The sequence below is a fragment of the Waltera acetigignens genome (assembly GCF_025567015.1).
Taxonomy (GTDB): Bacteria; Bacillota; Clostridia; order Lachnospirales; family Lachnospiraceae; genus Acetatifactor; species Acetatifactor acetigignens.
Genome location: NZ_JAOQJO010000001.1, coordinates 516770 through 534909, shown reverse-complemented (window position 1 = coordinate 534909; position 18140 = coordinate 516770). Strand labels below are relative to the sequence as shown.

Annotated in this window: 13 protein-coding genes and 1 pseudogene; all 14 read left to right on the top strand. The window is 47.4% G+C overall.

Features of this window, described 5'->3' with window-relative positions; all coding sequences use genetic code 11:
* Positions 1–206: 206 nt before the first annotated feature.
* The 14 genes and pseudogenes from OCV96_RS02450 (at position 207) to OCV96_RS02385 (ending at position 18121) form a co-directional block, all read left to right on the top strand.
* Positions 207–1826, top strand: coding sequence for a tetratricopeptide repeat-containing diguanylate cyclase (locus tag OCV96_RS02450; protein WP_262593392.1), 1620 nt, complete (start codon positions 207–209; stop codon positions 1824–1826).
* Positions 1827–1856: 30 nt separating this feature from the next.
* Positions 1857–3617, top strand: a complete 1761-nt coding sequence (locus OCV96_RS02445; RefSeq protein ID WP_117569088.1) for an ABC transporter ATP-binding protein — start codon at positions 1857–1859, stop codon at positions 3615–3617.
* 24 nt (positions 3618–3641) lie between these two features.
* On the top strand, positions 3642–5243 hold the full coding sequence (locus OCV96_RS02440) for an MBL fold metallo-hydrolase RNA specificity domain-containing protein (RefSeq protein WP_227063996.1): 1602 nt from the start codon (positions 3642–3644) through the stop codon (positions 5241–5243).
* Between the two features lie 335 nt (positions 5244–5578).
* Entirely contained in the window at positions 5579–6427 is an 849-nt protein-coding gene (gene thyA / locus OCV96_RS02435; protein ID WP_262593391.1) for a thymidylate synthase, read from the top strand.
* A gap of 111 nt (positions 6428–6538) precedes the next feature.
* On the top strand, positions 6539–7033 hold the full coding sequence (locus tag OCV96_RS02430; protein WP_022153191.1) for a dihydrofolate reductase: 495 nt from the start codon (positions 6539–6541) through the stop codon (positions 7031–7033).
* 12 nt (positions 7034–7045) lie between these two features.
* Positions 7046–7999 carry a hypothetical protein gene (locus tag OCV96_RS02425; protein ID WP_227733497.1) on the top strand — a complete coding sequence of 318 codons (954 nt, stop codon included), beginning with the start codon at positions 7046–7048 and terminating at the stop codon, positions 7997–7999.
* 184 nt (positions 8000–8183) lie between these two features.
* Positions 8184–9215, top strand: a pseudogene (locus tag OCV96_RS02420) (branched-chain amino acid aminotransferase); the annotation flags it as partial.
* Positions 9216–9382: 167 nt separating this feature from the next.
* Positions 9383–10459 carry a peptidylprolyl isomerase gene (locus OCV96_RS02415; RefSeq protein ID WP_118502607.1) on the top strand — a complete coding sequence of 359 codons (1077 nt, stop codon included), beginning with the start codon at positions 9383–9385 and terminating at the stop codon, positions 10457–10459.
* A 201-nt stretch (positions 10460–10660) separates the two neighbouring features.
* Positions 10661–12766, top strand: coding sequence for a molecular chaperone HtpG (gene htpG / locus OCV96_RS02410; protein WP_262593390.1), 2106 nt, complete (start codon positions 10661–10663; stop codon positions 12764–12766).
* A gap of 300 nt (positions 12767–13066) precedes the next feature.
* A complete protein-coding gene (locus tag OCV96_RS02405) occupies positions 13067–14308 on the top strand; it encodes a peptidoglycan-binding protein (RefSeq protein WP_227733494.1) in 1242 nt (413 codons plus the stop codon).
* Positions 14309–14560: 252 nt separating this feature from the next.
* Complete coding sequence (locus tag OCV96_RS02400) at positions 14561–14920, top strand: GntR family transcriptional regulator (protein WP_118537331.1); 360 nt, start codon at positions 14561–14563, stop codon at positions 14918–14920.
* A 46-nt stretch (positions 14921–14966) separates the two neighbouring features.
* Complete coding sequence (locus OCV96_RS02395) at positions 14967–15665, top strand: ABC transporter ATP-binding protein (protein ID WP_262593389.1); 699 nt, start codon at positions 14967–14969, stop codon at positions 15663–15665.
* Positions 15659–16552 (top strand): hypothetical protein, encoded by an 894-nt coding sequence (locus OCV96_RS02390; RefSeq protein WP_262593388.1) that lies wholly within the window; start codon positions 15659–15661, stop codon positions 16550–16552. The genes OCV96_RS02395 and OCV96_RS02390 overlap by 7 nt, the downstream gene beginning before the upstream one ends.
* A 114-nt stretch (positions 16553–16666) precedes the next feature.
* On the top strand, positions 16667–18121 hold the full coding sequence (locus OCV96_RS02385; protein ID WP_118540114.1) for an ISLre2 family transposase: 1455 nt from the start codon (positions 16667–16669) through the stop codon (positions 18119–18121).
* Positions 18122–18140: the final 19 nt, after the last annotated feature.

Genomic DNA, 18140 nt, shown 5'->3' with positions numbered 1-18140 from the left:
ACCATGCCTTTTTGTACTAGCTTACGAAATATAACTCCATTTTAACATTTTTGCGGGAGATTGGGAAACATTTTATTCAGGAAAAAAACTTGCGTACTGCGATATAAAATAATACAATAATAAGTAAAATAGATTATGCCCACCGGGCTGGGCATAGGAACCGGCGAACCGTGATTTGCGGAATTGACATAGAATAACAGGACGGTATGGATATAGATATGAGCGCAACGAGACAGCAAATGTTAGAGACAGCAGAACGCCTGAATCAGCAGATGACAGACGGAATTCCTTTTACCTGGGAGACTCTGGAACAGGCACTTGCCTCTGTGACAGAACAGGATGATAAGGGAATCCACGGATGGATCTGCTATTTTGCTGCCTTTTATCAACTGACAACAGGGAATCAGGAGGACTGCCTGCATTATCTGGATGAGAGCGTCAGGTGTCTTCTGGGAACGGATCTGGAGCATCATGTAGCCAGAGTGTACAATATGATCGGTATTGTGGCACATATGCAGAACAACCTGTCGCTGGCCATGGAACAGTACGATAAAGCATTGGATTATACGGAAAAATACGATGATAAGATGGTGCACAGCATTGTACTGAGCAATATGTCGGATGCGTATTATCTCATAGGAGCTTATGAAAGAGCTGTGCAGTGCCATGCGGAATGTATCCGCGAATTTGAACAGGCGGATGACAACAGTACATACAGCAGGATCAATTTCCGGAAAATGCTGGCAGAGTACGGATGCTGCCTGCTGCATCTGCATATGGATGACGAGGCGGAAAAGGTACTGTGTAAACTGGAAGAGACCGGGCAGAGCGAGGAGGTCATACGTGAGACAAGGCTGGGTGTCAATGTATTTCTGGCTCATCTGGCGGAGCGAAACGGAGACCGGAAGAAGGCAGAAGAGCATGTACGTACAGCGGTAATGGCATTAGAGGATATGACACAGGTCTCTTCCGAATACGACAGTATTCAGAATCTGCTGCAATATGTGGAAAAGATAGGCAAACCGGAACAGATAGAGGAAGTATTGAACTGTCTGGAACCAAAGGCTGCCGTTGAACAGAACAAGAGTCTGCTATTGCAGCTTTTGTCTCTGCGGATGCGTTATTGCAGTTCCAGGATGACTCCGGAAGAATTCAAACAGAGCGCGGATACCTTTTTCCATCTAAAGGACAGCTGGGAACTGACAGAAAACAGTCAGGTCATGTATATGATGGAACTCAGAAAACGATTACAGACAGCAGAAGAGGAGCAGAAGGAACAGGAACGCAAGAGAAACCGGCTGTTGTATCAGGCGGATCATGACGAACTGACCGGACTCTATAATAAGAGAAGCCTGAATCGTTATCTGGAGGATGTGTTTGAAGACTGTCTTCTGAATGAGAAGGAACTGGGCATTCTGTTCCTGGATATTGACCATTTCAAACAGTTGAATGATCGCTATGGACATGGAAGGGGAGATGAAGGAATCTGCGCGGTAGCGGATACTCTGAAAAAATGTTTTCCGGAGGACTATGTGGCGCGTTACGGCGGAGATGAATTCCTGGTGGTCATGACGGGACGTGACAGGGAGTATGCAGAGGAACATGCAAGACAGCTATGTATGGGCATCCGGGAATGTGAGATTCCCAATGAAGACTCTTCTGTGGAACCCTGGCTTACGATTTCCGTGGGTGGTGTCTGTGCTATTCCGAAGGAACCAAACCGAGTGTGGGATTTCCTGTCGGCTGCGGACAAAACACTTTATGACCAGAAAAATGAGCAAAAAGGAAAAGTACGCTTCTATGTGGGAGAAGGACAATACCTATAGCTCTGCAACCAAAATAAAAGGAACACAACAATGGATAACAAGCAATATTCCACCCGCGAATTGTTTCGCAGGTTTGCACCTTATTTTAAAAAATACCGTTTTACCTTGTGGATGGATCTGTTCTGTGCAGCACTGACCACGGTCTGTGAACTGGTGTTGCCGTTAATTATGCGCTACATTACCAATGAAGGGCTGCGGGATCTTGCGTCCCTGTCGGTGAAGACCATACTTTCACTGGGAGTTCTGTATTTCGGACTTCGTATCGTGGATTGCATCGCCAGTTACTATATGTCCGATATGGGACACGTCATGGGCGCGAAGATCGAGACGGACATGCGCAGAGATGCATACAACCATTTGCAGAAGCTGTCCAATACTTATTATAATAATACCAAAGTCGGTCAGATCATGGGGCGGATCACCAATGATCTGTTTGATGTGACGGAATTCGCCCATCATTGCCCAGAAGAATTTTTCATCGCCGGAATCAAGACCGTAATCTCTTTTATCATTCTGGCAAATATCAATCTGCCGCTGACATTGATGATCTTTCTGTGCGTGCCGCTGATGTGCGGTGTGTGCATGATCCTGAATTTCCGGATGCGAAGTGCCTTTCGCAAGCAGCGTAACCAGATCGGAGAGCTGAACGCCCGGATCGAGGACAGTCTGCTGGGCCATAAGGTGGTCAAGGCATTTACCAATGAAGAGGTGGAAAATGTCAAGTTTGAGAAAGATAACGGCACTTTTCTGGATATTAAGAAGCTGACCTACCGTTACATGGCGGCATTCAATACCACAGTGAAGCTGTTTGACGGATTGATGTATCTGGTGGTATTGGTGGCAGGCGGTATTTTTATGGTAAACGGACGGATTGCCGCTGGTGACCTGGTGGCATATATGCTGTATGTATCCACCCTGATCGCAACAATCCGGCGTATCATCGAATTTGCCGAACAGTTCCAGCGGGGCATGACCGGTATCGAGCGCTTTTTACAGATCGTGGATGCGGATATCGAGATCTTCGATGAGCCAGATGCCATAGAACTGAAGGACCCGAAGGGAGAAATCTCTTTTGAAAAAGTAAGCTTTGAATATCCGGATGACCATAACAAGGTATTTACCGATCTGAACCTGCAGATCCACGCGGGAGAAAAGGTGGCCATCGTCGGTCCTTCCGGTGGTGGTAAGACAACGCTGTGCAATCTGATCCCGAGATTTTATGATGTCTCAGAAGGCAGGATCCTGTTGGACGGCCAGGACATTAAGCATTTTACGTTAAAGAGTCTGCGGGGCAATATCGGTATCGTACAGCAGGATGTGTATCTTTTCTCCGGTACGATCTATGAAAATATCGCTTATGGACGTCCCGGGGCTTCGAAAGAAGATGTGATCAATGCGGCAAAGCGTGCCGGGGCTCATGAATTCATCATGGGACTGAAGGACGGTTATGATACTTATGTGGGAGAACGGGGTGTAAAGCTGTCCGGCGGACAGAAACAGCGGATCAGTATTGCCAGAGTATTTCTGAAAAATCCACCCATCATCATTCTGGATGAGGCCACTTCCGCACTGGACAATGAGAGTGAGTTTGCCGTGGCAAAATCTCTGGGAGAATTGTCGGAGGGGCGTACTACTCTGACTATCGCCCACAGACTTTCCAGTATCCGCAATTCCGACAGGATCCTGGTGCTGACGGATGACGGCATTGTGGAGGAAGGCAATCACGACCAGCTCATGGAACAAAAAGGGATCTATTATCAGTTCTACGAAACAGCCAATGCTTTAAAATAAACTAACAAAACGGGAGGTAAATCTATGAAACTTGTGTTTGTGGGGGCAGACCATGAAGTAACAGGAAGCTGCCATTATCTTGAGGTAGCCGGAAAGCATATTCTGGTGGATTATGGTATGGAGCAGGGCATCAATGTATTTGAGAATGTTCCGCTGCCGGTGGCGGAATCCATGATCGATTATGTCTTTCTGACGCATGCCCATGTGGATCATTCGGGACTTCTGCCACTTCTATATGCCAGAGGATTCAGAGGCCAGATCTATGCCACGGATGCCACGGCGGATCTGTGCAGCATCATGCTGCGTGACTGTGCGCATATCCAGAGTGCTGAGGCAGAGTGGAAGAACCGCAAGGCAAAACGTTCTGCCAACAATGCAGTGGTGGAACCGTTGTATACCATGGAGGATGCGGACGGCGTGATCCGCAGACTGGTTCCCTGTCATTACAATACGATCGTAGAAGTGTGCGAGGGCGTGAAGATCCGTTTCACGGATATCGGACATCTGCTGGGGTCTGCCAGCATCGAAGTCTGGCTGACAGAGGACGGCAATACGAAGAAGATCGTATTTTCCGGCGATATCGGCAACAAGCATCAGCCGCTGTTGAAGGATCCCACACCCACAAAAGAAGCGGATTATGTGGTCATGGAGTCTACCTACGGTGACAGGATGCATCCCAAGGACAAACTAGACTATGTGGCGGAATTGACAAAGGTACTGCAGGAGACACTGGATCGTGGCGGTAATGTGGTGATTCCTTCCTTTGCGGTGGGCCGTACTCAGGAGATCCTGTATTTCCTGCGGAAAATCAAGGTGGGACGTCTGGTCAAAGGACATGAGGATTTCCCGGTGTATGTGGACAGTCCCATGGCGGTGGAGGCCACCGGTATATTTCAGGAGAATCGTTATGAGTGCTTTGATGACGAGGCTATGGAATATGTGAAAGAGGGCATCAACCCCATTGCATTTTCGGGATTGAAGCTGTCCATCACCAGTGAGGAATCCAAGGCCATCAATTTTGACGAGACCCCCAAGGTCATCATTTCCGCTTCCGGTATGTGTGATGCGGGACGTATCCGCCATCATCTGAAGCATAACCTGTGGAGAGAAGAATGTACGATTCTCTTCGTGGGTTACCAGTCCGTGGGAACCCTGGGCAGAGCGCTGGTAGAGGGTGCCGATGAGGTAAAGCTTTTCGGTGAGACCATTCAGGTGCGGGCACAGATCCGGAAACTGGCGGGATTAAGCGGCCATGCGGACAAAGAAGGACTGATCGAGTGGATCCAGGCCTTTGAAGAGAAGCCGAAAAAGGTGTTTGTGGTACACGGTGAAGACAGTGCCTGCACTGCATTCACCGAATGCCTGAAGATCGAGTATGGGCAGAGGGCTTACGCACCTTATAGTGGCACGGAGTTCGACCTGATCAGCAATAAATTTACCTATGAGGCTGCACCGGTTGCCGTGAAGAAAAAGACGAAGCCTGTCACCGGAGTCTTCGAGAGGCTGTTGGCTTCTGCAAGACGTCTGCTGGCGCTGGTTACCAAGAGCGAGGGTGTCATGACCAATAAGGACATGGCCAAGTTCGCCGACCAGATCAATTCCCTGTGTGACAAATGGGAAATATAAGTGCATTCATAGGAAGTATTTCTGACTGCTTGCAGGCAGGAAATACTTCCTATGAGAGGCATAAGCAACCCTGAGTATGCAGGACGAGAGTCCGGAATACGAAGGGGTGTACGATTTCGAGAGTGCGAAGCGCGGAGAAATCGGTTATATAACATAATAAGATTCTCCATCAGCTTCTGCGTGACTGCTTGCAGTCAAGGCTTTTGGCTGATGAGAGAATCAAACTGATATGAGTAAGCAAGGCGGTAGCCTGGAATACGAATATCAGAGCGATTTCGAGAGTGCGAAGCACGGAGAAATCGGTTATATATTAGAAGATAGAATAAGGAGACACCATGAGTTTAGCGGATCATATTTTTATCGATATGTGTAATGACATTCTGACCAACGGTACCAGCACGGAGGGCGAGAAAGTGCGTCCCCATTGGCCGGACGGCACCCCTGCCTACACTATTAAGAAATTCGGAGTAGTGAACCGGTACGACCTGTCGAAGGAGTTCCCGATCCTGACCTTGCGCCGGACGGCATTAAAATCCGCCACAGATGAGATGCTGTGGATCTGGCAGCGCAAGTCCAACAACATTCATGATTTGAACAGCCACGTCTGGGATGAGTGGGCAGATGAAAACGGCTCGATCGGTAAGGCATACGGCTATCAGATGCAGGTGAAGCATCAGTATAAGGAAGGCATGATGGATCAGGTGGACCGTGTGATCTACGATCTGAAGAACAATCCCTTCAGCCGCCGCATCATGACCAATATTTACGTGCATCAGGACTTGCATGAGATGAATCTGTATCCCTGTGCCTACAGCATGACCTTTAATGTGACTCAGAAAAAGGGAGAGGACAGGCTGACCCTGAATGCCATTCTGAATCAGCGTTCCCAGGACGTGCTGGCAGCCAACAACTGGAATGTGGTACAGTATGCGGTGTTGGTGCATATGCTGGCACAGGTCTGCGATATGAACGTGGGTGAGCTGGTGCATGTCATTGCGGATGCCCATATCTATGACCGACATGTGGATGCCATTAAGGAACTGATAAGCAGAGAGCCTTTCCCGGCACCGAAGTTCTGGCTGAACCCGGAGATTAAGGATTTTTACCAGTTTACACCGGATGACGTGAAGCTGGAGGGTTACCAGACAGGGGAGCAGATCAGGGATATTCCGATTGCAATCTGACATGAGTAAGTAGGGCGGTAGCCCGGAATACGAATATCAGTACGGTTTCGTGAGTGCGAAGCACGGAGAAACCGGTTATTATCATAGAAACAAACAGAAACGAGGTACACCATGAATTTAATTGTAGCAGTAGACAACAACTGGGCCATCGGCAGCAAGAACGAACTGCTGATCCGCATCCCCAACGATCACAAGCATTTCCGCGAAGAGACGACAGGTAAGGTAGTGGTTCTGGGACGCAAGACTTTGGAGACTTTCCCACAGGGCATGCCTTTAAAGAACCGCATCAACATTATTTTGTCCAAAGATCCGAATTATCAGGTCAAGGATGCGATCGTGGTACACTCTATTGAAGAATTGCTGGAAGAACTGAAGAAATATGACGAAGAGAATATCTATATCATCGGCGGAGAGAGTATTTACCGCCAGATGCTGCCTTACTGTGACGTGGCCCATGTGACGAAGATCGATCATGCCTACGAGGCGGATGCCTATTTCCCGGATCTGGACAGTGATCCCGAGTGGGAGATCACCGCGGACAGCGATGAGCAGGTCTATTTTGACATTACCTATCAGTTCTTAAAGTACGAGCGCAAGAAAGCCTGAGTGCGGAAAACGATGAAAAAGAAGATATATTTGGCAGTTACGGTTTTACTGCTTACTCTGGCAGGAATATATGTGGCAGCCAGAATGATTCTGTGGGGTGGTCCCGTAAGTTTTCGCAGTTATGTGTTGTTACTGGGGGATCTGCTGTGTCTGCTGCTTCTCCTGTTTTATGTATATCTGAGAGTACCCATCAGGCTGCACCGGAAAATACGGGACAAGTGGGGAACTCCCGGGAAATGGGAGTGGCTGGAGGATATCGGCATTGCTTTGTGGGCAGTGCTGTGCCTGATCGTCACGTTTGCCGGAATTGCCTGGATTTGGTTTGAAAATGACATCCCTTCGGAGACGCGGCTCACAGAGAATCTGATCAGTGTGGAAGAGATGGAGTTCCCGGACAGGCACTGGTATTCCTACTGGCGTCCAGAGGGCGTGCTGTTTCGGAGAGAGACGGAGCTTGCCGGTGAGGATTACATTACTTATCTGACGGAATTGATGGACAAGGAAGAAAATACCCACCCGGAGGATGCAGAAACGGTAGCAAAGCAGGCGATGGAAGAACAGTGGCTTGCGGAATACCATGCGTCGGAGACGGAAACCGCGGAAGATGTACAGGATCCCTTAGAGCCTTACGCACAGGCAGTATATGATGCTGTGCTGCAACAACAGGGCTTTTCCTTCGAAGTCTGCTACAATGCCAAAGGCAATTTCTATCTGCAGCTGGGAGAACAGGAGCAGGCGGGAAAGACCTATGCATACACGCTGGTCTACAATCGTACCTCGCAGAACGGAAAATGTGAGATTTTCGTGCTGTACCGGAATCCGGAAGAGAATCTGTCCACAGAGGCAGCACAGATCGTGGAGTTTTATGCGGTCCGCAGTGAAGATCTGCAGGTCATTGCGGGGGATAAGACCGGATGGTCAGTGGTAGCGAACAGTGCATATCAGGAAGCTACCGGAGAAAAATAATTGTAGTGAATTTAATTTGAGTTTTCAGTTAAAAGGAGAAATGAGCCACATTTTCGCTGAAAAAAGCACTGGAAAGCATAAATGTGTATATTGACTTTTATTACAAATGGTATAATAATGAAAATCAATAAATTCTGTTAAGAGAAATCAACAGGCAGAGTGGTAAACCGAGGAAAGAAGGAATACAAAAATGGAAAAGAAAAACATTGACTGGGGTAATATCGGTTTCGGTTATATCCCTACAGATTACAGATATGTGTCCAATTATAAGGACGGTAAATGGGATGACGGTCAGCTGACCCAGGATCCTAACATTGTACTGAATGAGTGTGCAGGCGTACTGCAATATGCACAGACCGTATTCGAGGGCCTGAAGGCTTACACCACAGAAGATGGACATATCGTTACTTTTCGTCCTGACTTGAACGGTGAGCGTCTGGAGTCTTCCGCAGCAAGACTGGAGATGCCCATTTTCCCCAAGGAGCGTTTCGTGGAGGCTGTTACCGAGACGGTTAAGGCCAACGATGCTTTCGTACCTCCTTACGGCAGCGGTGCAACTCTGTACATTCGTCCTTATATGTTCGGCAGCAATCCTGTCATCGGTGTAAAGCCTGCGGACGAATATCAGTTCCGTATCCTGTGCACTCCTGTAGGACCTTACTTCAAGGGTGGCGCTAAGCCCCTGACCATCCGTGTCACCGACTTCGACCGCGCGGCACCTCACGGAACCGGTCATATCAAAGCTGGTCTGAACTATGCTATGAGCTTACATGCTATCGTATCCGCTCACAAGGAAGGCTACGATGAGAATATGTATCTGGATGCTGCTACCCGTACCAAGGTAGAGGAGACCGGCGGTGCGAACTTCCTGTTCGTTACCAAGGACAACAAGGTCGTAACTCCCAAGTCCGACAGTATCCTTCCGTCCATCACCCGTCGTTCTCTGGTATATGTTGCCAAGGAATATCTGGGACTGGAAGTAGAAGAGAGAGAAGTATACCTGGATGAAGTAAAAGACTTCGCAGAGGCTGGTCTGTGCGGTACCGCAGCAGTAATCTCCCCTGTTGGCAAGATCGTTGACCACGGCAAAGAAATCTGCCTGCCCAGTGGCATGACCGAGATGGGACCTGTCACCAAGAAGCTGTATGAGACTCTGACCGGTATCCAGATGGGCAGGATCGAAGCTCCTAAGGGCTGGATCCATGTAATCGAGTAATCTGGTATCAAAATTGAATAATATTAAAATGCGTGTGGAGAATATCCGCACGCATTTTTTTGTCTGTAGAATTCTTAGATTTTTCTGAACTTCCAAGAAACCGTGGCACAGAAGAAAAAAATAGGGTATAATCAGAATTTAGAGACTTTGAGAAAGTAGGAAATGTTATGTTTTTTAAAAATAGATGTCATATCACCGCGGTATTGGTGGCGGGAGTGCTGGGAATAAGTATGGTGACGGGACTGACCGCCTGCGGCAGCAGTGACGGCACAAAAGTGGTATTTACCACAGGATTTGGGAAAAATGAGGTATTTCGGATCGGGGACGAGTCCTGCTCTAAGGCGGAGATCATGATCTACCTGACCACGACCCAGAATCAATATGAGAATGTCTACGGGACGGAGATCTGGAATACTTCCCTGAACGGAGTGACTCTGGAGGATAATGTCAAGGAGACAGTGCTGGCAAGAATTGCTCAGATCAAGACCATGTACCTGCTGGCAAAAGAGAAAGAGGTCACGTTGGATGAAGCCGAGGAGGCAAAGGTCGTCCAGGCGGCACAGGAGTATTATTCTTCCTTAAATGATACGGAGATCGAGGCTATGGGTGCCACGGAGGAGATTGTGGAGAATCTGTATCGGGAATATGCCATGGCAGACAAGGTCTATCAGTTGATTATACAGGACATCAATCCGGAGATCAGTGATGACGAGGCTCGCAAAATTACGGTGCAGCAGATCTTTTTTGCAACAGCATCCACGGATATGGACGGAAACCTGAAGCCTTATTCGGAAAGCTCCATTCAGAGTGCCTATGAGAAAGCCTGCGAGGTAAGAGACTTGGCGGTGGACGGAGAACACGATTTCACGGAACTGGCATCCAAATACAGCGACGATTCCGAGATCACCTATTCCTTTGGCAAAGGAGAAGCGGAGAGCGCTTATGAGGAAGCGGCTTTCAATTTGGCAACAGACGAGGTGAGCCAGGTTGTGAAATGTGAACGAGGCTATTACATTATCAAATGCATCAATACGCTGGATCGGGAAGAGACGGACGCTAATAAATTAAAGATTGTAGAAGAGCGGAAACGGGAAGTCTTCGGGCAGGAGTATGACAGCTTTGTGAATACACTGGTGCGTCAGCTCAATGACAAGCTGTGGGACGAGATCACGCTGATCATGGACGAACAGGTGACTACGGACAACTTTTTTGATGTGTATGCAAAGTACTTTCCGGAGGAGTAATTTCTGGTTTTTTACACGCTTTATTAAAATTTTAGAATTACGGAAATATTGATAAATACTGGATTTTTGACTGATTGTTAGCACTCATTTATAATGAGTGCTAAATTTGTCTTGACTTTTCAATTTTACAGTCCTACACTTAGAATCAGTTAGGAAACAGTCAGCCATGGCTGTGCAATTTTAGAAAAGGATGTGGTAATAATGGCAGCAAAAAGCGGCAGTTTATCAATTAACAGTGAAAACATTTTTCCGATCATTAAAAAGTGGTTGTATTCCGATCACGATATTTTCTACAGAGAGTTGATCTCCAACGGCTGTGATGCCGTGACCAAGCTGAAAAAACTGGACATGATGGGAGAATATTCTCTTCCGGAAGGTTATAAGGGACGTGTGGATGTCATCGTGGATCCTGAAAAGAAGACTCTGACTTTCAAGGATAACGGTCTGGGCATGACCGCCGACGAAGTGGAAGAGTATATCAACCAGATCGCATTTTCCGGTGCTACGGATTTCATTGAGAAATATAAGGACAAGAGCAATTCCGACCAGATCATTGGTCATTTCGGACTGGGCTTCTATTCCGCATTCATGGTAGCGGATGAAGTACATATTGATACGTTATCTTACAAGGATGGCGCCAAGGCAGTACACTGGGAGTGTGACGGCGGCACCGAGTTCTCCATGGAAGACGGAGACAAGACGGATGTCGGTACGACCATTACCCTGTTTTTAAATGAAGATTGTCTGGAGTTCTGTAATGAGTACAAGGCTCGTGAGGTCGTGAAGAAGTATTGTTCCTTCATGCCTACCGAGATCTATCTGTCCAAGGCGAACACCAAGGAGACCCAGATCATCAAGGAAGAGGAAAAGCTTCCCGATGATGAAGTCCTGGAAGAGATCGAGCCGGAGAAGAAGGAAGCGGCAGAAGGTGAAAACGCTGAAGCTGCCGAGGGAACAGAAGAGCCTAAGAAGCTGAAGATCAGAAAGCGTCCTGAATTGATCAACGAGACACAGCCTCTGTGGACCAAGCATCCCAATGAGTGCACGAAGGAAGAGTATCTGGACTTCTACCGCAAGGTATTTCAGGATTACAAGGAGCCTCTGTTCTGGATCCACCTGAATATGGATTATCCTTTTAATCTGAAAGGTATCCTGTACTTCCCGAAGATCAACATGGAGTATGAGTCCATCGAAGGTACCATCAAGCTTTACAACAATCAGGTATTTATCGCAGATAACATCAAGGAAGTCATTCCTGAGTTCCTGTTGCTGTTAAAGGGTGTCATCGACTGCCCGGATCTGCCTCTGAACGTATCCAGAAGTGCATTGCAGAATGATGGATTTGTCAAGAAGATCGCCGAGTACATTACCAAGAAGGTAGCGGACAAGCTGGCCGGTATGTGCAAGACGGATAAGGAAGAGTATGACAAATACTGGGATGACATCAGTCCCTTCATCAAGTTCGGCTGCCTGAAGGATGACAAGTTCTGTGAGAAGATGAATGATTATATCCTCTTCAAGAATCTGGACGGCAAATATCTGACTCTGCCCGAGTGTCTGGAGATCAAGCCTCAGGACGAGGAAGAGAATAAGGAAAATGCTGTAGATGAGAACGGCAACAAGGTAGAAGCTGAGGTCGTAGAGGATAAATCTGAAGATGAGGCTTCTGAGGAGAATGCTGAGGAAGAGAAGAAGGAAAAGACCATCTACTATGTAACGGATGAACAGCAGCAGAGCCAGTACATCAATATGTTCAAGGCTGCCAAGATGGATGCTGTGATCCTGACCCACAATATCGATCAGCCCTTCATCTCCCAGTTAGAGCAGAAGAATGAGGGAATCAAGTTCCAGCGTATTGATGCGGATGTGACCGATGCCCTGAAGTCCAAGACTTCCAAGAAGGCTGAAAAAGAGATGGAAGAGCAGGCAGAGAGCATCAGCAAGCTGATGAAGAAAGCTCTGAAGAACGACAAGATCACTGTCAAGGTAGAGAAGCTGAAGAACAAGAAGATCTCTTCCATGATCACGCTGTCCGAAGAGAGCAGACGTATGCAGGATATGATGAAGATGTACTCCATGCCCGGCATGGATATGAGTGCTTTCGGCGGTGAGGGCGAGACCCTGATCCTGAATGCCAACCATCCTCTGGTACAGTACATCACCGAGCACCAGGACGGCGAGAACGCAGAAATGATCTGCGAGCAGCTGTACGATCTGGCAAAGCTCCAGCATGCACCCCTGTCCGCCGATGCCATGACCAAGTTCGTGGCAAGAAGCAATGACATTATGATGCTGTTGACCAAATAAAAATGACGGATTAAAAACAAAGGGAATCACAATCTGGGAACGGTTTGTGGTTCCTTTTTGGGCTACACGGCGGTTCGGGGACAGATGCAGACCGGTACCGGAATTAGTATTTAGTGAATGCATATCACCCGTCTGTTAATCAAGTAGATGTATGATGAAGACAAAACGGATAGAAGTTAGTCTACTTAGTATATGGGAACATGCACATATTTTTCTGACTTTGCATATTCTGTAAGGAACATTTGTTGCCTGACCGGATCAAGACAGACAAAACGGCATAGGCAGAAAGGACCTCTGTCCATGGACACTACTTATACAGGAACACTTCAGATCAGCGTTGTCTCCGCTCTGGGGATGACACCGATACCCGGCGCGACCGTCACTGTCTCCTATACCGGGGATCCGGATTCCCCGCTGGAGACGATGACTACTGACGAATCCGGGCAAACCCCTACGATAACACTGGATGCGCCGCCGAGAGAGCTTTCTTTATCTCCGGATATTACGGCACAGCCCTATTCGGAGTACAACATTCAGGTGACTGCAGAAGGCTTTGAACCGGTACTGGTATCTGGTTCCGAAATTCTGGCAGGCGAATTTTCCCTACAACCGATCCGCATGAATCCGCTGAATGTAACAGAGGAGGAAGAAAAAGTAGTAGTAATACCTGCACATACGCTTTTCGGAGAGTATCCTCCGAAGATTCCGGAAGAAGAAATCAAACCTATGAACGAGACCGGGGAGATCGTACTGAGCCGTGTGGTGATTCCGGAATATGTGATCGTACATGACGGTGTCCCGGAGGATCCCACTGCCCGGAATTACTGGGTGCGCTATAAGGATTACATTAAAAATGTGGCCTCCAGCGAGATTTATTCCACCTGGCCGGAGAGTGCAATTTATGCTAATATTCTGGTCATTCAATCATTTACGTTAAACCGTATATATACGGAGTGGTACAGGGGACGTGGATACGATTTTACGATAACTTCTTCTACGGCGTATGATCAAAAATGGATCTATGGCAGAAATGTGTTCGAAGAGATCGACTATCTGGTAGATTCCATTTTTACCAACTATTTGTCAAGGCCCGGTGTACGACAGCCCATTTTCACATCGTATTGTGACGGTAATCGGACTACCTGCCGGGGGCTGAGCCAGTGGGGCTCCAAGTCATTGGCGGATCAGGGATATTCCGCTATTGATATCATTCATTATTATTACGGCAATGATATGTATATCAATTCCGCAGATATTATTTCGGGAGTGCCTTCTTCCTGGCCGGGGTATGATCTGACTATCGGTTCTTCCGGGGAAAAAGTCCGTCAGCTGCAACAGCAGTTGAACCGGATCGCCAGAAATTATCCGGCGATTCCTACGTTGACACCCGACGGAATCTATGGCTCCGGTACTGCGGAGGCTGTCCGGACGTTCCAGAAGATATTTAATCTTCCTCAGACCGGAATCGTGGATTATCCTACATGGTTTGAAATCTCGGATATTTATGTGGGGGTGACACGTATTTCGGAGCCGGATGCGTAGTAAATGGGAAGTTACGCGAGCAATGAGCCGCGTAACTTCCCATTTACCATGTTGTAACAAGTGTAATTCCAACAATTTTCCCGGACAAGCATAAAATCCGCTTGACAGATAAAAATAAATAACGTATTATTGTATTAAATAAATAATACAGTAAAACAACAAGACAATGAGGGACCCGGGGAGGCATCGATAGAAACGATGCGTGACAGGTAATAAGAAACAGAAAATAAGAAACAAGAAAGGATGATAGGAATGGCGTGGGAATTGGATGCTGACAGACCCATATATGCGCAGCTGGTGGAGCGGATCCAGAAAGAGATTGTGTCCGGCAAATATCAGCCGGGAGAGAAGCTGCCGAGTGTCAGAGATCTTGCGGCCGTGGCGGCGGTGAACCCGAATACGATGCAGAAAGCTTTTGCGGAACTGGAGCGGAGCGGCCTGATCGTGACACAGCGCACCAGCGGCAGAACCGTGACGGAGGACACTGAGCTGATCGGGAATACCAGAGAACAGCTGGCAGCCGGGCATGTCCGGAATTTTATCAACAACATGCAGGAACTGGGATATCAGAGAGAGGAGATCCGGAATCTCTTCGATAAGGTACAGGCCTGACAGGGGTGCAAATTTATGATGAAAATAAAGAGAGGCGGAAATAGAAATGAATAATCTGGTAGAAATTGTAAATCTGACCAAGAAATATGGTGCCAATGTGGCTGTGAACAATCTGACCGTAAGTCTCCCCAAGGGGAAGATCATTGGCCTGTTGGGACCCAACGGCAGCGGTAAGACGACACTGATCAAAATGCTGAACGGTCTGCTGACACCGACGGAAGGCACTATTATGATCGACGGAAATTATGTAGGACCGGCGACCAAGAGCAAGGTAGCTTATCTGCCGGACCGCACGTATCTGACCATGAATCAGACGATCCGGGAGATCCTGGATTTCTTTCAGGACTTTTATACAGACTTTTCCAGGGAACGTGCGGAAGAGATGTTAAAGAGTCTGGGGATCGATCCTTCGGTGAAGATGCGGACCTTATCCAAAGGTACGAAGGAGAAGGTACAGCTGATTCTTGTCATGAGCCGGAATGCCAGCCTGTATATTCTGGATGAGCCGATTGCCGGTGTGGATCCGGCAGCGAGAGATTACATCCTGCGCACCATCATCAACAACTACAATCCGGAAGCCACCGTGCTGATCTCCACTCATCTGATCGAAGATGTGGAGCAGGTGCTTGATGAAGTGATCTTCATGCGCTATGGTCAGCTGGTGTTATATACATCCGTTGACAATATCAGAGAAGAGAAAGGTAAGTCTGTAGATGCTTACTTCAGGGAGGTGTTCGCATGTTAGGAAAGTTAATGAAATATGAATGGAAAAATATCTGGAAAGCCGGTACACTGATGCTTCTGGGAATGCTTGTGGTCACCGTGATTGGCTGCGTGGTATTACGCATGCCGGGAGGAGTGGTAACAGGACTTCTGGACAACAATGATATAAATGCGACACAGAGCTGGTTTGTACTCTCATCCTTTGTGGCAACACTGATCCTGTATGTGATCATGCTGTTGGCATCCACCTGGGGTATGCTGATATTCCTGGGCATCCGTTTCTACCGCAGCATGTATACCGATGAGGGATATTTGTCCCATACTCTGCCGGTGACAGCCAACCAGTTGTTCTTAAGCAAGATACTGGTCTCCGGTGTCTGGTATTTGTTCATTTCGATAGGCATTGGTATTTCAGTGGTGGCACTGGTCGTCTCTTTGATGACAGGACTTTTAAATATTGGTGAACTGAGTAGTGTACTGACACAATATAATGGCAATATCTGGGAATTCCTGGCAGATGCTTTTTATGAACTTGGCAGAACATACGAAGAAGAGATGGGAATCAATCTGCTGCATTATGGGATTACACTACTCTTAACCTATGTGGCAGGACCTTTCATTACTATGGTCACCCTGTTCGGAGCGCTGACCATCGGTCAGCTGTCTTCCAAACACAAAGGGTTTATGGGAATTCTGACCTATGCGGGAGTGACGATCCTGTCTTCCATCATCGGAAGTACTGTACAGAGTGCCTTCATGTTTGGCACAAATGTCATGAGCAGCTCCGGCGGATTTTCGGTAACGACCAATATGGCCTATGACATTAACGTGATCACCAGCCTGCTCATTGCGGCCATCATGTACGGCGTATCTTATTACATCATGAACCGAAAATTAAACCTGGACTAACCGGGCGTAGGGTAAAGTTTTTGTAGGAAAAGTTAATAGAAAAAAGAAAGAAAGCACCGGGATCCTGTGTTAGGATTGAAGTTGACGAGACAAAAATCCAAGGAGGGTGCTTTCATGATTACCAGTATACAACACTTTTGCGAGAATGGGGTAAAAAGATTAACAAATGTTTTCAAAACTTATACAGATGACCTGACAAAGATTGCAGAAATGGTCTATGGTGTGACGGATGAGGTGACCAGACTTGGATGCAGCATGATAGCGGAAGAATGGGAATCCTATGATGAATTGCTGCGGGAAAGAAAGGATCTGCGCCAGGGCTGGTACATTGTCAGAAGAGATGAAACTTCCCTGCTGACCAGTCTTGGAGAAGTGGTATATCACAAAACTCTGTTCAAAAATGTTGCTACCGGTGAATCCTGTTACCTTCTGGATCAGCTGATGGGGCTGGGGCATCATGCCAGGATAACCGAAGATGCAGAAGCGAGAATTCTACTGGAAGCATCCGAGAGCAGCTATCGAAAAGGCGGTGCCAGTGCCAGCATAAACGGTGAATCCATAAGCAAAGAAGCTGTAATGAACAAGTTGCACAGGCTGGAGTTCCCTGCCCTGAAGACTGTGGAAAAGAAAGAACTGAGAACACTTTACATAGATGCGGATGAAGACCATGTGGCCCTTCAGTATCTGGAGAAGAAAGGGGATATCAGGAATCCCCGCATAAATACCGTAATGCCCTGGATCATATACGTTTATGAAGGTGTAGAAGGTGATGAGGAAGGACGTCCCCACTTGATAAATCCGAAGTATTTCGGAGGTGTTTATGATGGGCAGGAAGCAGGCGGTAGACTATGGACAGAAGTATTGGAGTATCTGGATGAAGCTTATGATCTGGATGCTGTTGAGAGGATTTATATCAACGGGGACGGAGCAGCATGGATACGCACAGGAGAAAAGATCATTCCGAAGTCCAAGTATGCCCTTGATAAATATCATATGCATAAATACATCATAGCGGCAACATCCCACCTGGAAGACTCAGCGGAGGATGCCAGGGGTGAAATATACAGAGCCATTCACAGAAAGAAAAAGTGGATGGCAGAGGGAGCCTTTGACCGGATCATAGGAATCACAGACAAAGAAACAAAGCGAAAGGCAGTGGAACAGGCGAAGGCATACATACTGGGGAACTGGTCTGGAATCATGATTGCCATGAAATCCGGGGACAGCAATGTAAGATGTTCCGCAGAAGGGCATGTGAGCCATGTGTACGCAGACAGGATGAGTTCAAGACCATTGGGATGGTGTAGAACCGGGGCAGATAAGATGTCCCGGTTAAGAATCTACCGTCAAAATCAGGGAAATATGCTGGAACTGGTAAGATATCAGAAAAAAGAAATGAAACAGGTATCGGGTGCAGAGGAGATCATCTATTCCGCCACAGAAATGATAAGAATGGAAAAAGCCAACAAACGAAAACTGGGAGTACTGGCAGATCTGCCAGTGTATGACATTCCCTATCCGCAGATCAAAAAGATAGCGGCGCTGAAAAATCACATTTGGGGTTTGTAAAAAGGGACAAAAAGGTTAT